This is a genomic window from Pantoea sp. BJ2, assembly GCF_040255075.1.
Lineage (GTDB): Bacteria > Pseudomonadota > Gammaproteobacteria > Enterobacterales > Enterobacteriaceae > Pantoea > Pantoea leporis.
The window spans coordinates 2,038,256-2,058,743 of sequence record NZ_CP158292.1 but is presented as its reverse complement, the minus strand read 5'-3'; the positions used below and the strand labels follow the sequence as shown (position 1 = coordinate 2,058,743).

The 20,488-nt window shown below is 55.1% G+C and carries 19 protein-coding genes; 10 read left to right on the top strand and 9 right to left on the bottom strand.

The window, feature by feature from the left end:
* Positions 1-84: 84 nt before the first annotated feature.
* The 4 genes from AAF463_RS09500 to AAF463_RS09485 all read right to left on the bottom strand — a co-directional run bounded on the left by AAF463_RS09500 (position 85) and on the right by AAF463_RS09485 (position 5,220).
* Positions 85-1,038 (bottom strand): sugar-binding transcriptional regulator, encoded by a 954-nt coding sequence (locus AAF463_RS09500; protein WP_350261946.1) that lies wholly within the window; start codon positions 1,036-1,038, stop codon positions 85-87.
* Between the two features lie 148 nt (positions 1,039-1,186).
* Entirely contained in the window at positions 1,187-2,125 is a 939-nt protein-coding gene (locus tag AAF463_RS09495; RefSeq protein WP_350261945.1) for a TIM barrel protein, read from the bottom strand.
* Positions 2,126-2,135: 10 nt separating this feature from the next.
* Positions 2,136-3,662: a glycerol-3-phosphate dehydrogenase gene (locus AAF463_RS09490; RefSeq protein ID WP_350261944.1), complete on the bottom strand. Its 1,527-nt coding sequence runs from the start codon at positions 3,660-3,662 to the stop codon at positions 2,136-2,138.
* Between the two features lie 10 nt (positions 3,663-3,672).
* Positions 3,673-5,220: an FGGY-family carbohydrate kinase gene (locus AAF463_RS09485; protein WP_350261943.1), complete on the bottom strand. Its 1,548-nt coding sequence runs from the start codon at positions 5,218-5,220 to the stop codon at positions 3,673-3,675.
* A 423-nt stretch (positions 5,221-5,643) separates the two neighbouring features.
* Between AAF463_RS09485 and AAF463_RS09480 the strand changes: the two genes are divergently transcribed.
* The 8 genes from AAF463_RS09480 to AAF463_RS09445 all read left to right on the top strand — a co-directional run bounded on the left by AAF463_RS09480 (position 5,644) and on the right by AAF463_RS09445 (position 12,843).
* Positions 5,644-6,297 carry a DUF2291 domain-containing protein gene (locus tag AAF463_RS09480; protein ID WP_217546620.1) on the top strand — a complete coding sequence of 218 codons (654 nt, stop codon included), beginning with the start codon at positions 5,644-5,646 and terminating at the stop codon, positions 6,295-6,297.
* Complete coding sequence (locus AAF463_RS09475) at positions 6,294-7,832, top strand: sugar ABC transporter ATP-binding protein (RefSeq protein WP_350261942.1); 1,539 nt, start codon at positions 6,294-6,296, stop codon at positions 7,830-7,832. The genes AAF463_RS09480 and AAF463_RS09475 overlap by 4 nt, the downstream gene beginning before the upstream one ends.
* A gap of 22 nt (positions 7,833-7,854) precedes the next feature.
* Entirely contained in the window at positions 7,855-8,910 is a 1,056-nt protein-coding gene (locus AAF463_RS09470; RefSeq protein ID WP_350261941.1) for an ABC transporter permease, read from the top strand.
* A 73-nt stretch (positions 8,911-8,983) separates the two neighbouring features.
* A complete protein-coding gene (locus AAF463_RS09465; protein ID WP_101764388.1) occupies positions 8,984-9,931 on the top strand; it encodes a D-ribose ABC transporter substrate-binding protein in 948 nt (315 codons plus the stop codon).
* Positions 9,932-10,117: 186 nt separating this feature from the next.
* Complete coding sequence (locus AAF463_RS09460) at positions 10,118-10,978, top strand: DeoR/GlpR family DNA-binding transcription regulator (RefSeq protein ID WP_101764389.1); 861 nt, start codon at positions 10,118-10,120, stop codon at positions 10,976-10,978.
* A gap of 195 nt (positions 10,979-11,173) precedes the next feature.
* On the top strand, positions 11,174-11,905 hold the full coding sequence (locus AAF463_RS09455; protein ID WP_192411833.1) for a YoaK family protein: 732 nt from the start codon (positions 11,174-11,176) through the stop codon (positions 11,903-11,905).
* A gap of 202 nt (positions 11,906-12,107) precedes the next feature.
* Positions 12,108-12,317 carry a glycine zipper 2TM domain-containing protein gene (locus tag AAF463_RS09450; RefSeq protein ID WP_061718879.1) on the top strand — a complete coding sequence of 70 codons (210 nt, stop codon included), beginning with the start codon at positions 12,108-12,110 and terminating at the stop codon, positions 12,315-12,317.
* A 94-nt stretch (positions 12,318-12,411) separates the two neighbouring features.
* Positions 12,412-12,843, top strand: coding sequence for a hypothetical protein (locus tag AAF463_RS09445; protein WP_110866155.1), 432 nt, complete (start codon positions 12,412-12,414; stop codon positions 12,841-12,843).
* 28 nt (positions 12,844-12,871) lie between these two features.
* Here AAF463_RS09445 and idnD read toward each other — a convergent pair whose 3' ends face one another.
* From idnD to AAF463_RS09425, 4 genes are all read right to left on the bottom strand, one after another.
* Positions 12,872-13,912, bottom strand: a complete 1,041-nt coding sequence (gene idnD / locus AAF463_RS09440) for an L-idonate 5-dehydrogenase (RefSeq protein WP_336767563.1) — start codon at positions 13,910-13,912, stop codon at positions 12,872-12,874.
* A gap of 11 nt (positions 13,913-13,923) precedes the next feature.
* Entirely contained in the window at positions 13,924-15,279 is a 1,356-nt protein-coding gene (locus tag AAF463_RS09435; protein ID WP_350261987.1) for an MFS transporter, read from the bottom strand.
* A gap of 17 nt (positions 15,280-15,296) precedes the next feature.
* Complete coding sequence (locus tag AAF463_RS09430) at positions 15,297-16,589, bottom strand: MFS transporter (RefSeq protein WP_350261940.1); 1,293 nt, start codon at positions 16,587-16,589, stop codon at positions 15,297-15,299.
* Positions 16,590-16,663: 74 nt separating this feature from the next.
* Entirely contained in the window at positions 16,664-17,431 is a 768-nt protein-coding gene (locus tag AAF463_RS09425; protein ID WP_350261939.1) for an SDR family oxidoreductase, read from the bottom strand.
* 286 nt (positions 17,432-17,717) lie between these two features.
* Here AAF463_RS09425 and AAF463_RS09420 point away from each other — a divergent pair, with 286 nt between their 5' ends.
* Entirely contained in the window at positions 17,718-18,419 is a 702-nt protein-coding gene (locus AAF463_RS09420; RefSeq protein WP_217547532.1) for a FadR/GntR family transcriptional regulator, read from the top strand.
* Between the two features lie 88 nt (positions 18,420-18,507).
* Positions 18,508-19,761: an enolase C-terminal domain-like protein gene (locus AAF463_RS09415; RefSeq protein ID WP_008104104.1), complete on the top strand. Its 1,254-nt coding sequence runs from the start codon at positions 18,508-18,510 to the stop codon at positions 19,759-19,761.
* Positions 19,762-20,091: 330 nt separating this feature from the next.
* On the opposite strand, the gene AAF463_RS09410 is transcribed toward AAF463_RS09415, so the two are convergent.
* Positions 20,092-20,400 (bottom strand): hypothetical protein, encoded by a 309-nt coding sequence (locus tag AAF463_RS09410; RefSeq protein ID WP_101764396.1) that lies wholly within the window; start codon positions 20,398-20,400, stop codon positions 20,092-20,094.
* Between the last annotated feature and the right edge of the window lie 88 nt (positions 20,401-20,488).

Below are 20,488 nucleotides of genomic sequence, written 5' to 3'. Positions count from 1 at the left end.
ACGGCGCATCATGTCAGATATGTTCTCTATGTAATACCAATTACGCTTATTGGTATTACATAGAGAACATTTCATCACTATACTTCAATCCACTAATGCCTGTGCGGTGACCTCATCCGTGATCAAACCGGTCACCAGACCGCTGGCCAGCACTGCGCGAATCGCGGCGACCTTACTGGCGCCGCCCGCCAGGGCGACAATCTCTGCGCGATGCGAGAGATCGAGATCCACCGACAACGTGCGGGCTGTTAGGTTGGTGTGAATCATCTGTCCGTTGGCATCGAAGAAGTGGCCCAGCAGCTCGCCGACCGCGCCGGATGAGGAGATATCATTGATCTCCGCTTCATCAATCATGCCGGCTTCAACCAGCTGAGCCGCGGGTTCCACGGTGCCAATTCCCACCAGTTTGACTTCACTCTGCGCCGCCATGGCAAACACCTCGCTCACGCCGCGCTGCGCCAGTAACACTTCGCGATCTTCCTGGGTATTGGCAAAGAAAGGCACGGGCATCATGTAGGCCTGCGCACCGGTTTTCTCGGCGATGCGGTGCATAACGTCGTGAGGATTGAGCGCGTAGTTGCGGGTTAAACAGCCGAGCAGCGAGACAAAGCGCATATGCGGCGCATCAATACGTGGCAATTGATGGATGGCGGCGGAAAGGGTGCGACCATGCCCCAGACCTAAGGTGGTAGAAGGCGACGCGGTGATCAGGTTACGCAGGTAATCCGCGCCCGCCATGCCCAGCGTGCGCACCGGCAAGCCTTCTTCGCCGAGATCGGGTGCGACATGACAGAAGTTAAGCGCGAATTTCGCGCGCAGACGATCTTCTAATTGGACGCAGGCGACGATATCACCATCAATCGACACCTTCACCGCGCCTTCCGCCACCATGCGCGCAATCATGCGGTGCGTTTTCACCGACGGCAGCCCGAGTCGTTTCGCCACTTCCGCCTGCGTTAAACCGCCGACGTAGTGCAGCCAGGCGGCGCGCAGCGCCAGAGATTCGTCGCGTTCAGTCGAGGTTGGTGCCGGTTTCATGGGTTGTCCTTTGGTTTATATGGTGCGCTTAAGCCCTCATCCCAACCTTCTCCCACAAGTGGGAGAAGGGGCCGTTCGAGCAGCGTGCGCGGACAGTTCCCTCGCCCGCTTGCGGGAGAGGGTTAGGGTGAGGGGGAAACCGCGCCCCTCACTCCGCCAAATGCAGATCCTGCACGCCGGTATCAATGTGCCCGGCCCAGAAGGCGACGCTTTCGGCGATCTCCGCCACCACGTTGCTATCGGTTGGCTCGCGCTCTTTAAAGCTCAGCTCAAGGCAGATCTCATTATCCTGCGCTCCGCCGCGCGCCAGCGCGTCCAGCAGCGGCTGCGGCTGAATGCGGCCGCCGGCATTGTACTGCAATGTAAAAGGTCTGTGTCCGCCTTTATCCAGCATGCTCTGTTTAATATGGATAATCGGCGAGTAGCGCGGCACCGCTTCAGCCCACGCATAAGGATCGTAATCGCGCGGATCGGCGGAAGTGACATCTCCGTGATCGATATCCGCCATCATCCACATCGGCAGCGCCATTGGGGCAGCACTCAAACGCTGCTGCAGCGCCAGACAGGCCGGAATGGTTTCGCCGAACTCGCGGCCCACGCTCATGGGTTCCCAAAACAGGTATTTCAATCCGGCGGCTTTGGCGTGTTCGGCAACGTCGGCCCAGCAATCAATGGCAATGTCGATCAGTGCGTCGCGGCGCGCAACATCGTTGAAATCCTGCTGGGTAAAGATGGCGAACTGCGAACCTACCGCGTCGCCGCCCAGCTCGGCGGTGATATCAGCGAAGGTTTTAAACCAGCCAACATAATAGCGGCGTACTTCGACATCAGGATGACCAAAATGGTTGAGGCGACCATAGGGGCCGGTCATGCCGGAGGTCACGCGCACGCCGGTGGCGCGCAGCGCCTGCTGCATCTTGCGCGTCATGCGCGTGAGGGTCGCGGCAGGCCAGCCGGGATTGATAAATTCATGGGTGAGCTGCACATCACGGATGCGGATCTGCTGCGCCACGGTGGTAATCAAATCCTGCGGGTCGGCAAAGCGGTTCACCAACGGATTAGTATTCAGTGACAGCGTTAACGGCATGATTCACCTCTTATCCGGCATGCGCACGCAGCGGCGCGGGAGCAGCAAAGGTGGCGTTGAACCACAGGGTGAAAGCCTGTTGCTGCGCGTCATCGAGGTGCAACTTATGCTTGGTGCGGCGCCACAACACATCCTCGGCCTGCTGCGCCCACTCGTTTTCCACCAGATAACGCACCTCGGCTTCGTACAGCTGTCCACCAAAGTGGCGGCCAAGATCGCCCAGCGCATTGGCATGACCGATCAGCTTATCGATGCGTGTGCCATAAAGCCGCGCATAGTGTTTGCGCAGCGCCTGCGGTAGCCACGGCCAGCGCGCTTTGGCCTGCTCTAAGAAACTGTCGAAATCGGCATGTGGCATATCGCCGCCCGGTAAGGTGGCGCCCCGCGTCCAGTCCGCGCCCATGTTGGGGAAGAACGGCGCCAGTTTCTGTATCGCGTGTTCAGCCAGCTTGCGGAAAGTGGTGATCTTGCCGCCAAACACATGCAGCAGCGGGGCATTTTGTTGATCGTCGAGATCAAATACGTAATCACGCGTCACTGCCGACGGATTGCCTTTGCCGTCATCAAACAGCGGACGCACGCCGGAGAAGCGCGTGATCACATCACTGGCGCGCAGTTTCACCTTGAAGTAGCGATTCACCACGTCGATCAGGTATTGCTGCTCGCTGTCGTCGGCGGTAACCGCTTCCGCTTTGCCTTGCCACGGAATATCGGTGGTGCCGATCAGCGCTTTATCGCCTTCATACGGGTTGATAAAGATCACCCGCTTGTCGGTGTTCTGCACCAGATACGCCTGCTGACCTTCCCAGAATTTCGGCACGATGATGTGCGAGCCTTTGACCAGCCGCACGTTGCGACTGCTTTTGGTGTGTGTCACCTGATTAACGATATCCAGCACCCACGGCCCGGCGGCGTTGACCAACACTTTGGCAAACACGGTGCGTGAGGTACCGCTGGCATCCTGCAGGGTGATTTCCCACTTGCCGTTATGACGTGTCGCCGCTACGCAGCGGGTACGCGGCAGAATGGTGGCGCCGCGCTCGGCGGCATCCAGCGCATTCAGCGTCACCAGCCGCGCATCATCCACCCAGCAATCGGAGTACTCGAATCCTTTACTGTAACTGTCCAGCAGCGGCGCACCTTCAGGATCGCGGCGTAAATCCAGCGAACGCGTGCCCGGCAGTTTCTGACGGCCGCCAAGGTGGTCATATAAAAACAGGCCAAGGCGCACCAGCCACGCCGGGCGATCGGTGGGGCTATGCGGCAAGACAAACCGCATCGGCCAGATGATATGCGGTGCGGCGTTGAGCAGCACTTCGCGCTCGATCAGCGCCTCACGCACCAGTCGAAACTCGTAATACTCCAGATAACGCAGCCCGCCGTGCACCAGCTTGCCGGAGCGCGATGAGGTGCCCTGCGCGAGGTCATCTTTCTCGCACATCATCACCGACAATCCGCGACCGGCAGCGTCACGCGCGATACCGGCACCGTTGATACCGCCGCCAATCACAAACAGATCCAGCATGTGTTCACTCATGATTTACTCCTTAAAACTGTTTTAGCGCGTGCCAGGCGGCAGGAAGATCGTTACGCAGCTGCTGATAGGTGGGGAACAGCTGGTTGTAGCGCTGCATCAGTTCGCTCGCTGGCGCTTCGGGCGCATCCAGCAGCGGCATTACCCAGGTTTTGACGCAGCTCTCCATCGACGGATACGCGCCAATCGCCACCGCCGCCATCATCGCGGCACCGGCCGCTCCGGCTTCGTCGCGCTGGCTGATGCGCACCGGCGCACCAATGCAGGCAGATAAAATCTGGCGTAACGGCTGCGAACGCACCGCGCCGCCGGTTAAACGGATTTCTCCCGGCAAACTGCCCATCGCCTGATAGCAATCGCGCGCTGCAAAACCGATGCCTTCAATGACCGCCCGCACCAGATCGCCAAAATTGTGGGTGTAACTCAGGCCGGTAAAGCTGGCGCGCGCCTCGGCATTAACAAACGGTCCGCGCTCACCGGCAATCGAGATATACGGGTGATAGAGCAGGCTGCCGGGCTTCGCCGCATTGAGCCAGCGATCGATATGGCCCACCAAACGGGCATGATCGATTTCACAGCCAAAGCTGTTAAGCAGATCGCTGGCGAGATTCAGTAGCCAGTCAAGATTGAGCGTTGATGCCATATTGGTTTGCACCTGCGTGACATAGCCCGGCCACGGCAGCGGGATCACGTAGCCGGTTTGTGCCGGATTCAGCCACACCTCATCAATGGCGACGCTGCGCAGATGCACGCCGGTCGAGCCAACAATCGAGCAGGCGGTATTGGCTTCGCCGGTGTGCACGCCAGCGCCAAGCGCGGTCATCGCCATATCGACATAGCCGAGGCAGATTGGCGTGCCAGCCCGTAAACCGGTGGCCTGCGCGGCTTCCGCGGTTAACGGATGCGTGGTGTCTGTGCCTTCAATGATCTCCGGCAGCAGATGACGATGCTGTTCCAGGCCTAGCGCGGCAATCACCTGATCGTCATAGCGCTGGTGGCGGAAGTTGCCAAAGGTAAAGCTGGCCTCAGAAGGATCAGTGGCGCGGATGCCGGTGAGATTGAGGTAGAGCCAATCTTTGCAGTGCAGCGCCACTTCGCTGTTAGCTAACAGCTCGGGATAAAAGTGATCCATGTGCGCCAACTGCGATCCCTGCTGACAGGTGTTGAGTCCGGTGCCGGTAGCGCGAAAGCGGGCGGCGGCTAACGGGTGCTGATTGAGTTTTTCAACCGTTGGTGCCGCGCGCGCATCCAGCCAGATCCAGGCATCGCCGACCGGCTGATTGTTGGCACCCACCAGCCAGCTGCCGTCGCCTTGCGCGGTGACGGCCACGGCAACCACCCGCGCGGCCAGGTTGTCGACACGCTCGCCCAGTTTGCGTATCGCTGTGACCGCATCCTGCCAGGTTTGGCTCATTGACTGCTGCGCTGCGCCGCCTTCGCTGCGGTAATAACGGTTACGCACCGATGCGCATGCCAGTTGCGTGCCTTCCAGATCAAACGCCACCGCTTTAACCACCGAGGTGCCGGAATCCAGACCCAGAATGATATCGCCACTGTCCACATACACCTCCGAAAGAAGAAGAGTTCAATTCATCGCCGCCAACACCGAAAGGTGTTAACGGGATGTGATGAATTTGCTAAATAATGTCTTACACCACTTCTCACTGAGATAACATATCAACTGTATTATTTTTCGATAAAACCAATAAATTTCACCTGAAATAGCGATTGTGATCACGAATCAGGCGTCAAAACCTTACAGGTAGAAATGAGATAACACGGCGAACAGGCTGATAAGGCGGGGTTTATTGCGCTTTGTGATGGGGCCGACATCAATTAAGCGATCCAGATCGCTCTCCTGAAAAAATTGCGCGTCACCTGTTGACAATTTAGTCACATCAGCACAATCCTCATCACACAAGTTATCACATTTATAACATTATCGGCGCGATTATCGCAGCTGATGTCAGTGAGAGGTCACGTTATGTCCGATGTCTCAATCCAGGCCCAGCAAATTTCCCGCAAGCGCGTCCAGCGTTACGCCACCCTCGGCGTGGTGGTGATTGCGCTGATCGCGGCGATGGCGCTCGACACCAAGGTGGTAAAAATTGGCTCCGCCGATGATGCGCAGGAGCAAGGCTTCTCGCCCGAGAGTTACGGCCAGAAAACCTTCCCGACCATCCAGCAGGATGTGGCATCACGCGCAGTAGACGCCAAAACGTTAGCCGATGCGCTGCAAACTAATCAGCAGGAAGCGGTGCAGAAATATGGCGTTGGCGCACCGCTGCCGGTCTTTGCCGTCAAGTTCTCCGGCGTGGTGCAAGCCGGGCAGATGGGCATCTTCCCGCTGAAAATCGATGGATTAGCAGGTGATATGCAGGTGCGGCTGCAAACCGGTCCAGCGATCACTGGTACCGATCTGCGTGACGCTAACGGCAAGATCCAGTTCGGTGATTTCACGAACCAAATCGAATATCAAAATGCCGGTTCCGCCATCAATCGTGCGATGAAAAGCGCGGTGCTCGACAAGCTGGATCGTGATGCGTTGCCGGGAAAAACCGTGCAGGTGGTTGGCGTGTTCCGCTTACTCAACGCGAAAAACTGGATGGTGACGCCGGTCAGCATGGAGGTGAAATGAAACCGTTCAACCTCAATCCCGCCTTGCTGAAAGGCGAAGTGATCCTGCAAGCGCGCAACGTCAGCAAAGTGTACGGCTCCACGCACGCGCTGAAGGGCGTCAATTTCGAAATTCGTCGTGGCGAAGTGACCACGCTGTTTGGTGAAAACGGCGCGGGTAAATCGACGCTGATGAAAATTTTGTCTGGTGTGATTACGCCAACAACCGGGGAAATCTTGCTACACGGCGAGGAGAAGACCTTTCGATCCGCCACCGAAGCGCGTGACTGTGGCATCTCGATTATCCATCAGGAGCTGAATCTCGCGCCGAATATGAACGTGCGCGACAACATCTTTATGGGCCGCGAAATCATGAAGCCGGGCGGCGTCGATTATGCCGAAGAGGCGCGCGTGACGGCGCACCTGATGGCGGCGCTGGAGGAGGAGATCGATCCGCTGACGCCGGTGGAAAACCTGCGTCTGGGACAGCAGCAGATTGTGGAGATTGCCCGCGCGCTGTCGGTGAATTCGCAGATTTTGATCATGGATGAACCGACCTCGGCACTGAGCGCGGCGGAAGTGGCGGTGCTGTTTCAGGTCATCCGTGATTTAACCAGCCAGGGCGTCGCGATTGTCTATATCTCGCATCATCTGGAGGAGGCGCTGGAGATTACCGATCGGGCGGTGGTGCTACGCGATGGCGTAATGACCGCCTATGCCAAACGCGATGAGATCGATCTCGAATGGATCGTGCGCAACATGGTGGGCGATCACTTTGATCTGGGAACGCCGCCGCAGGGCTACGACTTCGGGCTGCCGGCGCTGACGGTGAAAGATCTGACGCTGAAAAGTAAAACCGGCATTCGGCTGGTGGACAACTTATCGCTGGCGGTGCAAGCCGGGGAGATTGTCTGCATTTACGGGCTGATGGGCGCGGGGCGCACCGAGCTGCTGGAGTGCATCGCCGGACGTCTGCAGCAAAGCAGCGGTCACATTCTATTGCAGGACACCGATATCTCCGCGCTTACCATCTCACAACGCATTCAAATTGGGCTGGCGCTGGTGCCGGAAGATCGGCAGCGCGATGGCCTGGTACAAACCATGTCGGTGGGTGAAAACCTGTCGCTGGCCAGCATCGGCGACTTTGTACGCGGACTGGTGCTCTCCAGAAGCCGGGAAAAACAGCTGGTCAACGACAGCATTCGTAACGTGACGGTGAAAACCGCTGGTGGCGATGCGGCGATTGGATCGCTCTCCGGCGGCAATCAACAAAAAGTGGTGATCGGCAAAATGCTCGCCACCCGTCCCAAAGTGATACTGCTGGATGAGCCGAGCCGCGGCATCGACATCGGCGCTAAAGCGGAAGTGTTTCGCCTGCTGGCGGAGAACGCCAAAAAGGGGCTGGCGGTGGTGTATACCACCTCGGAAGTGGGCGAATGCCTGAGTATTGCCCATCGCATTGTGGTGATGAGCAAAGGGCGCATCTCCGCCATCTTCGACGCAAGCGTCAGTAAAGAACGCATTATGGCCGCTTCAGGCGAGTCTCTGGTGGCATGACATGAAAAGTGGAGCAAAAGGTATGACTGACAGAACCCAAACGCTGGACACGCCGCCGGTGGTCAACAAGAAAAAAAGCGACAAGCAGCTGAATGTAACGCGTCTGCTGCTGGAAGGGCGCGCGTTTATCGCGCTGCTGGTGATTATTGCTACCTTCTCCATGTTGTCGCCCAACTACTTTACCGGCGCTAACTTTCTCACCATGGCGTCGCACGTGGCGATCTTCGGTTTGCCGGCGATCGGCATGCTGCTGGTGATCCTCAACGGTGGCATTGATTTATCGGTGGGCTCCACGCTGGGTCTCGCTGGAGTGATGGCCGGATTTATGATGCAGGGCATCAACCTCGAAGCGCTCGGCGTGGTGCTCTATCTGCCGGTGTGGGCGGTGGCGATTTTGACGCTGGTGGTGGGCGCGCTGGTGGGATTAGTCAACGGCGTGCTTATCGCCTGGTTCCGCGTTCCGGCCTTCGTCGCCACGCTCGGCACCATGTATGTGGCGCGCGGCATTGCGCTGCTGATCACTAATGGTCTGACCTACAACAAACTCTCCGGCAGCGAAGCGCTAGGGAATACCGGCTTCGACTGGCTCGGTTTTAATCGCCTCTTCAATATCCCGGTTGGCGTGCTGGTGCTGGGCGTGGTGGCGCTGGCGTGTGGTTTCCTGCTTAGCCGCTCAGCGTTTGGTCGCTGGCTGTACGCGTCGGGTGGTAACGAACGTGCGGCCGATCTGTCAGGTGTGCCGGTGAAGCGCATCAAAATCAGCGTCTATGTGTTGTCTGGCGTCTGCGCGGCACTCGCCGGGCTGGTGCTCTCCTCACAGCTCACCTCGGCCGGCCCAACTGCTGGTACCACTTATGAACTGACTGCGATTGCGGCAGTGGTGATTGGTGGTGCGGCCCTGACCGGTGGACGCGGCAACGTGCGCGGCACGCTGCTTGGCGCGTTCGTGATTGGTTTTCTCTCTGATGGCCTGGTGATTATCGGCGTCTCTGCTTACTGGCAGACGGTGTTCACTGGTGCCGTGATCGTGCTGGCGGTATTGCTCAACACCTTGCAATACGGACGACGCGCTCGCTAACTCACGCGTGCTGTTTCAGCAGCGCGCGGATATCCGTAAAACCTGTACCCCAAATAATAACGGAGCACCAACTATGTTCACTAAACGTCTCTTCATCGCGGCTGCGGCTATGGCTATCACCACTTTTGCTGCACCCACCTGGGCAGATAACGGGTTAATGACCATCATCGTTAACGATCCTTCCAACCCTTACTGGCTAACGGAAGGCCAGGTAGCGCAGAAAGCGGCGGAAAAGCTGGGCTACAGCGCCAAAGTCAGTGCGCACAAAGGCGATACCAATACCGAAAGTCAGCTGATTGATACGGCGATCACCAATAAATCGAAGGCGATTATTCTCGATCCGGCGAACGCCGATGGTTCGGTCGGCTCGGTGAAAAAGGCCATCGCCGCCAATATTCCGGTATTTATCATCAATGCCGAACTGAACCAGAGCGGGCTCGCCAAAGCGCAGTTGGTTTCTAACAACGCGCAGGGCGCGGCGGTTGGCGCAATGGAGTGGGTGAAGCAGGTGGGCGATAGTGCGAACTATGTCGAGCTGGTCGGCCCGCCGTCAGATAATAACGCCGCTACCCGCGCCAACGGTTTTGATACGGTGCTGTCGCAATATCCCACGCTGAAGAAAGTCGGTCAGGAAGTGGCTAACTGGGATCGCACACAAGGCTTCAACAAAATGCAGTCACTGCTGCAAGCCAATCCCAACATTAAAGGCGTGATCAGCGGCAACGACGAAATGGCGCTGGGCGCGATCGCTGCGTTGAAAGAAGCTGGCAAGCTGAATCAGATCAAAGTCGGCGGTTTTGACGGTTCACCGGATGCGGTTGACGCTGTGAAAGCCGGTACGCTGGCCTACACTGTGATGCAGCCGGTGGCGCAGTTCGCGCAGAAAGCGGTAGAGCAGGCGGATAGCTTCTTGAAAACCGGTAAGACCGGTGCGGCCTCGGAGAAGCAGCTGTTTGACTGCATCCTGATCACTAAAGAGAACGCCGGTAACTTTGCTTCACCGTTTGTTCTGAAGCAGTAAAAGTTGCGCAATAAATTGCGCCACTACGCTATGTGCGTTTTTTATAACAACCACCTTTGAAACGCACGTATCTGTAGCGGCGCGATTTATCACGCAGTGTAACGTTACCCGCAATTTGCCAAAATCCGTATTAAACGCTGTAATGAGTGCCGAAAACGCTTCTCGCTTCACTTTCCCGGATGAAATATGGCGCATAACCCGCAGGACTCTTCACTTGGCGTATTTATGGCCGAAACCTTACCCAGCGATAGCCGCCAGGCGCGTCAACTGGCCCGTCGCCAGTTAATCGCCGAAGCGGTGATGGCAGAAGGGGCGATCCGCATCGAAGACATCACCGATCGCTTCGGCATTAGTTTGATGACCGCCCATCGTGATATCGACGAAATGGTTGAGCGCGGCCTGCTGCATAAATCACGCGGCGTGGTGTCCGCGACGCCAACTAGTCTGGTTGAATCCAGCGATATCTATCGCGCCACGCGTCAGCTGGAAGAGAAACAGGCGATTGCCGATGTCGCCGCGACCTACCTCGAACCGGGACAGGCGATTTTCCTCGATGATTCCACCACCGTGCAGCAGATGGCGCGGCTGCTCTCGGCGCGCGCGCCGCTGACGGTGATCACCAACTCCCTGACCCTCATGAACGAGCTGCGCAATGGCCGCGATATCACTTTGATGGGCCTCGGCGGACAGTTCTATCACTGGTGCAATGCTTTTATGGGCCGCATGACGCGGGATGAAATTGCCAGCCTGCGCGCCGACGTGTTTTTCGTCAGCATGTCAGCGATTATCGATGATGCAGTGTTCCACCAATCCGCCGAAACGGTGGAGACTAAGCGCGCGATGTTTGATGCCGCGCAGAAGCGCATTCTGATGATGGATAACACCAAGTTTGAACGCCGGGCGCTGCACCGTTTTGCGCATCTGAGTGAATTCGATGTGGTAATTGTTAATCAGGGCACACCGGTGCCTATTTTGCGGCGGATGCAGGATTTAGGCGTAAATGTGGTGGTCGCCCCGATGAAAATAAATCATTCGGTTAATTCGTGAAAAGGCGGGTACCCTAAATGGCGACCTTTATATGGCATGCCAATCTTTACATTAATTTAAATATATCCCGCCTCGTTGATTTTTTTTACTTTCTTTAATCTGCTCAGCGTCTTATTCGGGGATTTCCTGGTTATGTACGCTGCGTAGTGCTCTATGGTTATTATTCGGCCCTGGTTCAGAATAATGAGGTATCTGATGCTGATTAAACTTAAACGCACACGAACGCATGATGAGGACAGGAATCTGGCAATGTGGCTTGCCACGGCCGCCGGCGTGCTCAATGCAATCGCCCTGGGGGCGTTTGGCTTTTTCCCCTCGCATATGTCAGGTAATACCTCTCAATTATCCAGTGAAGTATCGAACGTTAATTTCCGTGATATCACCTTTTTAGCCACCATCCTGTTTGCCTTTGTTTGTGGTGCGGTCACGGCGAGAATGGTGGTGATCAGCGGATTAGCCAATGGCAATCGCATTATATTCTGCCAAATATTGTGGGTTGAAGGGCTGGCCTTAATAGCGTTATCGCTGTTTGAAATGTTCTTTTATTCGTCGGCCAACAACCGGGAAGTTATTGTCATTCTGGGCTTCCTGATGGGCGTGCATAATTCAACCTCTACGCAGTTATCCAATGGCCGCGTACGTTCAACCCATATTACCGGCACGCTGACCGATGCAGGAATTTCGCTGGCATCGGTATTAGCCGCGCTGTTCCGCCGCGATCCGTCGAAACAGCTGTCGGGTCAGAAACGTCAGCTGTGGACGCATCTGACCACGATATTTTCCTTCCTGATCGGCGGGATTGTCGGCCTGATGATGTTTAAACATCTAGGTTTTAAAGCCATGTCGATGGTCGGCGGCATACTGCTGATTGTTGCCACATTGGCGATGGTGAGAACGGTGGCACGGGTAAAGCGAGCGGCTTCCTGACATGATGGAGCGTGTGCAAGGCGGCGACTTTTTCGCCGCCTCGCTAGTGCCACCCGCAAATAAGAATTTTTACCTTCCGTCTCATCATAAAACACCTTAAATTCACGCCGACGAGCAGTGCCAGTCACAACAGATTGGGTATTTTAACAACAATCAAATAAACACTTTTGCATGCCATCTATTCATGGCAGTGAGGCTTTGTATGCTTTTAAAACGCAGCTGTAATATTGCTATTGTCGTACTGGTCATGTTTTCTGTTACCGCGTGTGGCATGTCGCATCGTGGCAGAAATACCGCGATTGGTGCTGGTGTTGGTGCGGTAGGCGGTGCGGTACTTACCGGTGGTAGCACCTTCGGTACATTGGGTGGCGCGGCGATCGGTGGTTTAATCGGGCACGAAGTTAGCAGGTAAGGCAATATTCTCGCGTAACTATGAACTTTATTTCACTCTCATTTATGCTGCATAGGATATCAATACTGTTCCTACCGCAAAAAGAGGTGATGACATGGAGTTCCACCGTAAAAACTGGCATGAGAAAGCCTTCGATTTAGCGAATCGAGGTATTTCACTTGGTTCGCTGGGTGAGCATCAGGCTGCAGCCTGTTCATGGGGTGCAGCCGCTGAATTAGCCAAAGCGCATCTGCGAGATGACGATATCTATTTCTGGATTATGAGCGGCTATGGCGCAATATTAATCCAGTGTCAGCGCTATCAAGAAGCAATTGAAGCGGCGAAAGAAGCCCTCGATTGGGAAGCGCAACAAAACCAAATACTTTCCCGAATGACGCTTGCGCGTGCGCTCTATGCTCTGGGCGCAGTTGATGGCGCAAAATTTTATTTTCAGCAAATTTATGACATGCAAGGTGATGGCATTTTTGCTGCATTACCCGAATTCGAGCACGCCACCCTGAAGGATTTAGTCCGTTTCAGGAAATAACCGGAGAGGCTTTCTCTCCGGTTATCCTTCAGAAAACCAGCTGGACTTTAGCCGCACGCTCTTTATCCGCCGCCAGCTCCAGCGCGAATGCGGCATCCTGCATGGGCATTTCGGCTGAAAGCAGCGGCAGCGGATTGATTTTACCTTGCTCAAGCCAGCGTACTGCGGTGGTGAATTCGCTGGTGAAGCGGAAGGATCCGCGTAGCTGTATCTCTTTGACCAGCAACGGCCCGATGGGATAGTTTACCTCTGCCGCGCCCATGCCAAGCTGCACGATAATGCCGCCCGGACGGGTAAAGGCGACCAGCGAAGCCACCGCCGCGCCTGCGCCGGAAGCTTCAAAACAGACATCAAAATTGCCGCCATTTTCTGCCCAGCGCGCAATTTGCTGTTCGTCACGCGGATCCAGCGCCGCGCTGGCACCCATATTGATCGCCAACTGACGACAACGTTCGCTGATGTCGGTAGCCACCACTTCGGTGGCACCCGAAGCCAGTGCCGCCGCGATGACCAGACAACCGATTGGTCCGGCGCCGGTGACCAGCACGCGCTTGCCGGTCAGATCGCCTGCCTGGCGTACCGCATGAATACACACCGCCAGCGGTTCGGCAAAGGCCATCACTTTGGCATCCGCGCCATCGCTGTACGGTACGCACTGCACGGGATTAACCGCCACATATTGGGCAAATCCGCCGTTAACATGCGGGAAAAACTGCGCGCTGCCCATAAAGCGCATTGAGCGACAAAGATTCTGTTTTCCTTCCTGACACAGCGCGCACAGCTGGCACGGTTGGGAAGGATTGATCGCCACGCGCTGGCCAACCTTTAGGTCGCTGTTTTCTGGCACTTGCTCGATGATGCCAACAAATTCATGGCCTAAAATCATCGGCGCTTTCAGTACCGACATGCCCGCGCGGCCATGCTGGAAATAGTGAATATCCGAGCCACAAATCCCGCCACGCTCAACTTTGACTAACACTTGCTGCGCGTTCCACTCAATTTCCCGCGACTCACAGCGCACATCATGTGCGGCATTGACGATCACCGCGTTCACTGTTTTCTGCTGCATTATGCTTCTCTCTATGCGTTTGAAGGGGTTTCAAATTTCTTTTTATTTTCAGCCGGTTGTTGGCCGGGCGGCGTCATCACTTCAATTTTGCCAACCAGCAGCAGGTAGGCCAAAAAGCCCATCAGTGCGACGGCAGCGATGTACCACATCGCGTATTGGAAGTTGTGGGTGCGCTGCAAAATAACGCCGATGATGATCGGACTGACAATGCCGGAGAGATTGCCAAAAATATTCAGAAAGCCGCCGATGGTGCCGATTAAGTGGCGCGGAATCACATCGCTGCACACCACCCAGCCGAGATTAGAGAAGGCGTTGGCGAAGAAGGCGATAGAGAGAATAGCGATGGCAATTACCGGGCTGTCCTGGAAGAAATTCACTAGCGCAATCGAACAGGTGAGCAACATCCCCAGCATTACCGGCAGCTTGCGTGCAAAGGTGCGGCTGCGGCCACGCTTGAGCAGGAAATCACTCAGCGTTCCGCCGCACAGCACGCCAGCCATCGCCATTATATAAGGGAACATTGCGCCAATCCCCGCTTTATCGATCGACAGATGCAGCCCTTTTTCCAGATAGACAATAAACCAGGTCAGGAAGAAGTAGAGCGTCGATGAGGCCGCGAACTGCGCGATAAACAAACCCCAGGTGGTGCGCTGGCGCAGAATGTATTTTACCGACAGCCAGTTAACCTTGCCGTTTCCGGTTTGCTGATTCACTGAACCGTGGCCGCCGCCTTTGCGGATGATATCGAGTTCCGCATCATTCACTTTGCTGCTGTGCTGCGGGTCGCGATAGACAATCAGCCAGTAAATGCCGAACACAATGCCCACCAGGCCAGAGAGATAAAATGACATCTCCCAACCCCATTGAGAGACGATAAACGACAGCACTGGCGTCAGCAGCGCCAGACCAATGTATTGCGCGCTGGAATAGGTTGCCGTTGCACGCGCACGTTCATGGTCGGGAAACCAGGTGGCGATGATTTTGGTGTTGGAGGGAAAAGAGGGCGCTTCTGCTACGCCAATTAGCGCGCGGCACACCAACAGCATCATAAATGACGCGGTGGCGGTGGTGAAAAAGTGATGCGACGCCAATCCCATTAGCAGGGTAAACAGGCTCCACAGCACAATTGCGCTGCCGTACAGCCAGCGCGAACCAATACGGTCAAGCAGATAGCCGAGCGGAATCTGGCTCAGAGCATAAAACCAGGTAAACATCGAAAACAGTAAACCTAACTGCGTGGCGGATAAGAAAAACTCGCCCTGAATATGGGAACCGGCTACCGCCAGGTTAGCGCGATCCATATAGTTGATAGCGGTGACAATAAACAGCATGAATAAAACGCTTAAACGCGTGCGCGTGGGTTTCATGGTCATGACTTCATTCTCTATGAGTGTGCAGAGCGGGTTTGTGCCGTTGGCGTGCTCAGGCTACTAAAGGTGGTCAGTGCGGTGAGTAATACCGCCACAACCAGCGATCCGCCCATAAATACATAAGAGGCCGCTGGGCTGCCGGTCAGGCCATTGAGATAGCCCACAATCCATGCGCCGACGAAGGATCCCAACGCACCGAAGCAGACCACGAAGGACATCGCGCCCGCCACAACATTGCGTGGCAGCATCTCAGGGATCGCAGCGAAGAAGGGCCCGTACGGCGTGTACATCGCACCGCCCGCGATCACCAGCAGCACCCATGAGAGCCAGAAGTGCGTCGCACCGAGCGTAAAGGAAGCAATGAAGCACACCGCGCCCAGCCCAAGGAAAAGCAGCACGATGTTTTTACGCTGCTGGTATTTATCGGAGAACCAGGATGCGGTCAGCATCAGCGGCACGGCGAGCAGATAGGGCGCGGCTGAGAGCCAGCCGGTCGCGACAATACCCATGCCGGACGCGCTCTTCAGCATGGAAGGCAGCCACATGATGAAACCGTACATGCCGATATTCCAGAAGAAGTGGATAAACGCCAGCGCCAGCACTTTAGGCGAGCGGAAAGCTTCACGGTAATTCTTAACCGGTTTGATCGACTGCTGCTCTGCCGCCAGCGCGTTTTCCACCGCACGCTTTTCGGCCTCGTTCAGCCATTTGGCATCACGCGGTCGGTCGGCATAAATTTTCCACCAGATGAACGCCCATAAGATGGCAGGCACGCCTTCAATAATGAACATGCCGCGCCAGCCAAAGGCGTTCACCAGATAGCCGGAGAGAATCGACATCCACAACACGGTAATCGGATTGCCGAGGAACAGAAAGGTGTTGGCTTTGGAACGCTCCGCGCGCGTGAACCAGTGGCTGAGGAAGATCAGCATCGCCGGCATCACCACACTTTCTGCGACGCCGAGCAGGAAGCGGATCACCGCCAGCAACGCCACGCTGTGCACCATGCCGGTGGCGGTGGCCAATGCGCCCCACAGGATCAGGCTCCAGAAAATCAGCTTCTTCGCCGAGTGCTTTTCAGCGTAAATGCCGCCCGGCACCTGGAAACAGAAATAACCGAGGAAAAACAGTGCGCCAAGTAATGCCGAAATGGCGGGCGTGATATTGAGATCTTCAGCCAGACCTGCGGCGGCACCAAAACCGTAGTTGGCACGATCGAGGTAGGCGAGGCTATAGGTAATAAAGGCAATCGGGATGAGTTTTCCCCACCGACTAGCCGGTAAAATCCCTGCAATATTCTGGTTCATGCTATGACCTCAGGTCGCTTGAGTAGGATACAGCTGAGTCTTGATGCCCAGCTTAGGTCGTTTAAATCAGCCCGTTATAAGGTGGCGAGCCAGCCGCCATCCACGTAAATCATCTGGCCATTGACGTAATCGGAAGCAGAGGACGCCAGATAGATGGCGGTACCAACCAGTTCGTCGGGTTTTCCCCAGCGACCAGAAGGATTACTGCTGCAGACCCATTTGTTGAACTCTTCGTTTTCGACCAGCGCTTCGTTCATATCCGTTAGGATATAGCCCGGCCCAATGCCGTTGGTCTGGATATTGAACGGCGCCCATTCAGCCGCCATCGATTTGGTTAACAGCTTGATGCCGCCTTTTGCCGCAGTGTAGGGCGCGACGGTAGGGCGCGCGGCTTCGCTGGTCAGCGATCCGATATTGATAATTTTCCCACCGCGCTGGCGTTCCACCATGCGTTTGGCTGCAGCACGTGAGACGAGGAACGCGCTGGTGAGATTGATATCCAGCACCCGCTGCCAGTCGCTCAATGCCAGTTCCAGCATCGGTTTGCGGAACTGAATGCCTGCGTTGTTGATCACAATGTCGACGTGAATGTTCTCTTCATCAAGCTGCTGGAATACCGCTTCAATCGCGGCTTCATCTGCCACATTGAACAGAAATCCTCGGGCATCAAATCCTTGTAGCTGTAATTGCTCCAGCGCCTTATCCATGTGCTCCTGACGCGTGCCATTCAGGAGCACTTTTGCGCCGGCCTGCGCCAGGCCTTGTGCATAAGCAAATCCCAAACCGCGCGTTGAGCCGGTAATCAGGGCGGTTTTCCCGGAGAGGTTAAATAAGGTCTGCATAACAAAACGTCCTTCATGTAACATGACTAACAAGTTGGATGAGTTACTTTTACGTTATGCGCAGAAAGGCAGCAATTGGCAGGCGAGAGATTTGTAAGATATCTCACAAATTATTAATGTCATCATCAGAAGGTAATTATCTACCTTTGATGATTAACTTAATGAAAGTAATAGTTAAATTTCGGGGTTTTGCAGTATCGCTTTTGCTGCGCGAAAAATTGCTGCTTGTGTTGCAAGCAGTGACGCGTTAAAAAGCGGTAGACATGTAGGACAAGTGAGTAAAGCCGTGGCGCTGGAAAGTATCCAAAAACATAATGTGGTTGATGTCATCTACGAGCAGATGAAGCAGAACATTCAGGATGGTCTGTGGGAGCCGGGCTGTAAGTTGCCGTCAGAAGCGGAATTGACCGCAACCTTTCAGGTGAGCCGCGTCAGCGTGCGGAGTGCCGTGCAGAAGCTGCGAGACCTTGGCGTGGTGGTGACGCATCAAGGGAAGGGTACCTATGTTACCCGCGAAGTGGCGCGCTACGGATCGTTCAGCGATAACCAGCCCATTCTGCACCTTTCGCAGGAAGAGTTTGATGATATGCGGGTTTTCCGTCAGACCGTCGAGTTCAAATGTATGGAGCTGGCAGTGCAGAACGCCACCGATGAGGATGTCAAAGTGCTGGAAAGCGCCCTAAATCGCATGCTGGTGAGTAAAGATGACTACAAGAAGTACTCGCTGGCGGACTACGATTTCCATCTGGCGATTGTGAAAGCCTCGCACAACAAAGTGTTCATCCACGTCATGGAATCCCTCAAGGGGATTTATGTGCATTACCTCGAAGAGTTGAACCGCGTATTGGGCATTACGCTGGAAAGCGTTGAAGCCCACATTAAAGTCTTTATGGCGTTGAAAAACCGCGATGCCTCGCTGGCAGCCGAGACGCTTAATAGCGCGATGACACATAACGTGCACGCCATCGAGGATGTACTCCATAACTGAATAACCAAAAGCCCTGCACAGGGCTTTTTAATACACATAACATGTAGGACATCATACAGCATGTTATCCAGATACTGTGAGGATCATGATGAGTAACCTGAAAATTACCGATGTAAAAACCATCCTTACCGCGCCAGGCGGCATCGATTTGGTGGTGGTAAAAATCGAAACCAGCGAACCCGGTTTATACGGTTTGGGCTGCGCCACCTTTACTCAGCGTATCTACGCGGTCGCCGCCGCGATTGAAAACTACATGAAGCCGTTTTTGATCGGCAAAGACCCGGCGCGTATCGAAGACATCTGGCAATCGGCGGCGGTCAGCGGTTACTGGCGTAACGGTCCGGTGATGAATAATGCGCTCTCCGGTGTGGATATGGCGCTGTGGGACCTGAAGGGTAAAGTTGCCGACCTGCCGGTGTATGAGCTGCTTGGCGGCAAATGTCGTGATGGCGTGCCGCTTTATCGCCACTGCGACGGTGCCGATGAGATAGAAGTTGAAGACAACATCCGCGCGCGCATGGAGGAGGGCTATCAATATGTGCGCTGTCAGATGGGCATGTATGGCGGCGCGGGTACCGATGATTTGCGTTTGATCGCCGGCAAGCTGGCTAAGGCGCGCAATATCCAGCCGAAGGTGTCACCGCGTAATCCTACTCACGGCATCTATTTCGATCCGGATGCTTATGCGCGTGCCGTACCGCGCCTGTTTGATCATCTGCGCAACAAGCTCGGTTTTGGCGTTGAGTTTATTCATGATGTGCACGAACGCATCACGCCAATCGCTTCGATTCAGCTGGCAAAATCTCTCGAACCGTATCAGCTGTTTTTCCTTGAGGATCCGGTTGCGCCAGAAAATATCGACTGGCTGAGCAAATTACGCAGCCAAAGCAGCACACCAATTGCCATGGGCGAGCTGTTTACGCAAATCAACGAGTGGAAGCCATTAATTCAAAACCAGCTGATCGATTATATTCGCTGCCATGTCAGTACCATTGGCGGCATTACACCGGCGAAGAAGCTGGCGACTTTTGCGGAACTGTTTGGCGTGCGCACTGCGTGGCACGGTCCGGGCGATATCTCACCGATTGGTGTGGCGGCAAACCTGCATATTGATTTGAGCATCACCAATCTTGGCATTCAGGAGTACACGCCAGTGAATGAGGCGCTGCAGGAAGTGTTCCCAGGTTGTCCGGAGATTGATCGCGGTTATGCCTACCTCAGCGATCGTCCGGGGTTGGGCGTGGATATCGATCTGAAAGAGGCGGCAAAATATCCGGTATCGGGCGGTATTCCAGACTGGACTAACGCGCGTCTGCCAGATGGCACGGCGGCACGTCCGTAAACGTATTTAAGATTGGAGAGGAACCACTGATTAGTTCCTCTTTTATTTAGTTTTCAAAACGTCCTGAGGTTGCTTCGAATCGAACGTTTCCGCAAAGGCATCCGCAGGTGAAATGGCTCATGAATTTTATCCGTAATGATGATGTTGAGGCGAATATCCGAATTTAGCCGTTACAAACCAAAGGGCGCATAATGTATATTATGTTAAATGAAGTATCTCATTGCGCACTTCAACCATTATCCGCTCATCACCTGCCTTCTTTCACCTCCGTCACCAACAATCCGTAACCCGCGATCATCCCGGCGACGGATTGTTGAACGCACGTTGCCGTTATCTGCGCCCTTTAATCACCGACGCCTTCCAGTTGAAATCACTGACTTCGCTCTCTTTCAACGATTCAGGTTTCTTCCTGCGCGTTGGCGTTTTCTTTGACTTTTCAGCCAGCGCTTTCTCTTTGGCCAGTTTCGTCGTCATAATCTGCTGCCGGGCTTCCGCAGTGAACTCTTTCTCTTTCTTTGCATCCGGCTCTTTGCCAGTGCGCTGGCGATACTTCTCCATCAATCCCTTAAACGCTTCTTCTACTGCAACGCGTTCACTGAGATTGAACTGATCGATGGAAATCATTTTCTTGTCGTTCATAGCGTACCGTCCAATAGTGATTTTCTGGCAACAAGTGTACAGCATTTACCGGCAATGACGATCGCACCATTGCCGCTCGCGTGGCTTT

Coding starts and splice junctions, on each gene's coding strand:
- AAF463_RS09500 (WP_350261946.1), bottom strand. CDS start 1,038: ATGAAACCGGCACCAACCTCGACTGAACGCGACGAATCTCTGGCGCTG.
- AAF463_RS09495 (WP_350261945.1), bottom strand. CDS start 2,125: ATGCCGTTAACGCTGTCACTGAATACTAATCCGTTGGTGAACCGCTTT.
- AAF463_RS09490 (WP_350261944.1), bottom strand. CDS start 3,662: ATGAGTGAACACATGCTGGATCTGTTTGTGATTGGCGGCGGTATCAAC.
- AAF463_RS09480 (WP_217546620.1), top strand. CDS start 5,644: ATGTCCGATGTCTCAATCCAGGCCCAGCAAATTTCCCGCAAGCGCGTC.
- AAF463_RS09475 (WP_350261942.1), top strand. CDS start 6,294: ATGAAACCGTTCAACCTCAATCCCGCCTTGCTGAAAGGCGAAGTGATC.
- AAF463_RS09470 (WP_350261941.1), top strand. CDS start 7,855: ATGACTGACAGAACCCAAACGCTGGACACGCCGCCGGTGGTCAACAAG.
- AAF463_RS09465 (WP_101764388.1), top strand. CDS start 8,984: ATGTTCACTAAACGTCTCTTCATCGCGGCTGCGGCTATGGCTATCACC.
- AAF463_RS09460 (WP_101764389.1), top strand. CDS start 10,118: ATGGCGCATAACCCGCAGGACTCTTCACTTGGCGTATTTATGGCCGAA.
- AAF463_RS09455 (WP_192411833.1), top strand. CDS start 11,174: ATGCTGATTAAACTTAAACGCACACGAACGCATGATGAGGACAGGAAT.
- AAF463_RS09450 (WP_061718879.1), top strand. CDS start 12,108: ATGCTTTTAAAACGCAGCTGTAATATTGCTATTGTCGTACTGGTCATG.
- AAF463_RS09445 (WP_110866155.1), top strand. CDS start 12,412: ATGGAGTTCCACCGTAAAAACTGGCATGAGAAAGCCTTCGATTTAGCG.
- idnD (WP_336767563.1), bottom strand. CDS start 13,912: ATGCAGCAGAAAACAGTGAACGCGGTGATCGTCAATGCCGCACATGAT.
- AAF463_RS09435 (WP_350261987.1), bottom strand. CDS start 15,279: ATGAAACCCACGCGCACGCGTTTAAGCGTTTTATTCATGCTGTTTATT.
- AAF463_RS09430 (WP_350261940.1), bottom strand. CDS start 16,589: ATGAACCAGAATATTGCAGGGATTTTACCGGCTAGTCGGTGGGGAAAA.
- AAF463_RS09425 (WP_350261939.1), bottom strand. CDS start 17,431: ATGCAGACCTTATTTAACCTCTCCGGGAAAACCGCCCTGATTACCGGC.
- AAF463_RS09415 (WP_008104104.1), top strand. CDS start 18,508: ATGAGTAACCTGAAAATTACCGATGTAAAAACCATCCTTACCGCGCCA.
- AAF463_RS09410 (WP_101764396.1), bottom strand. CDS start 20,400: ATGAACGACAAGAAAATGATTTCCATCGATCAGTTCAATCTCAGTGAA.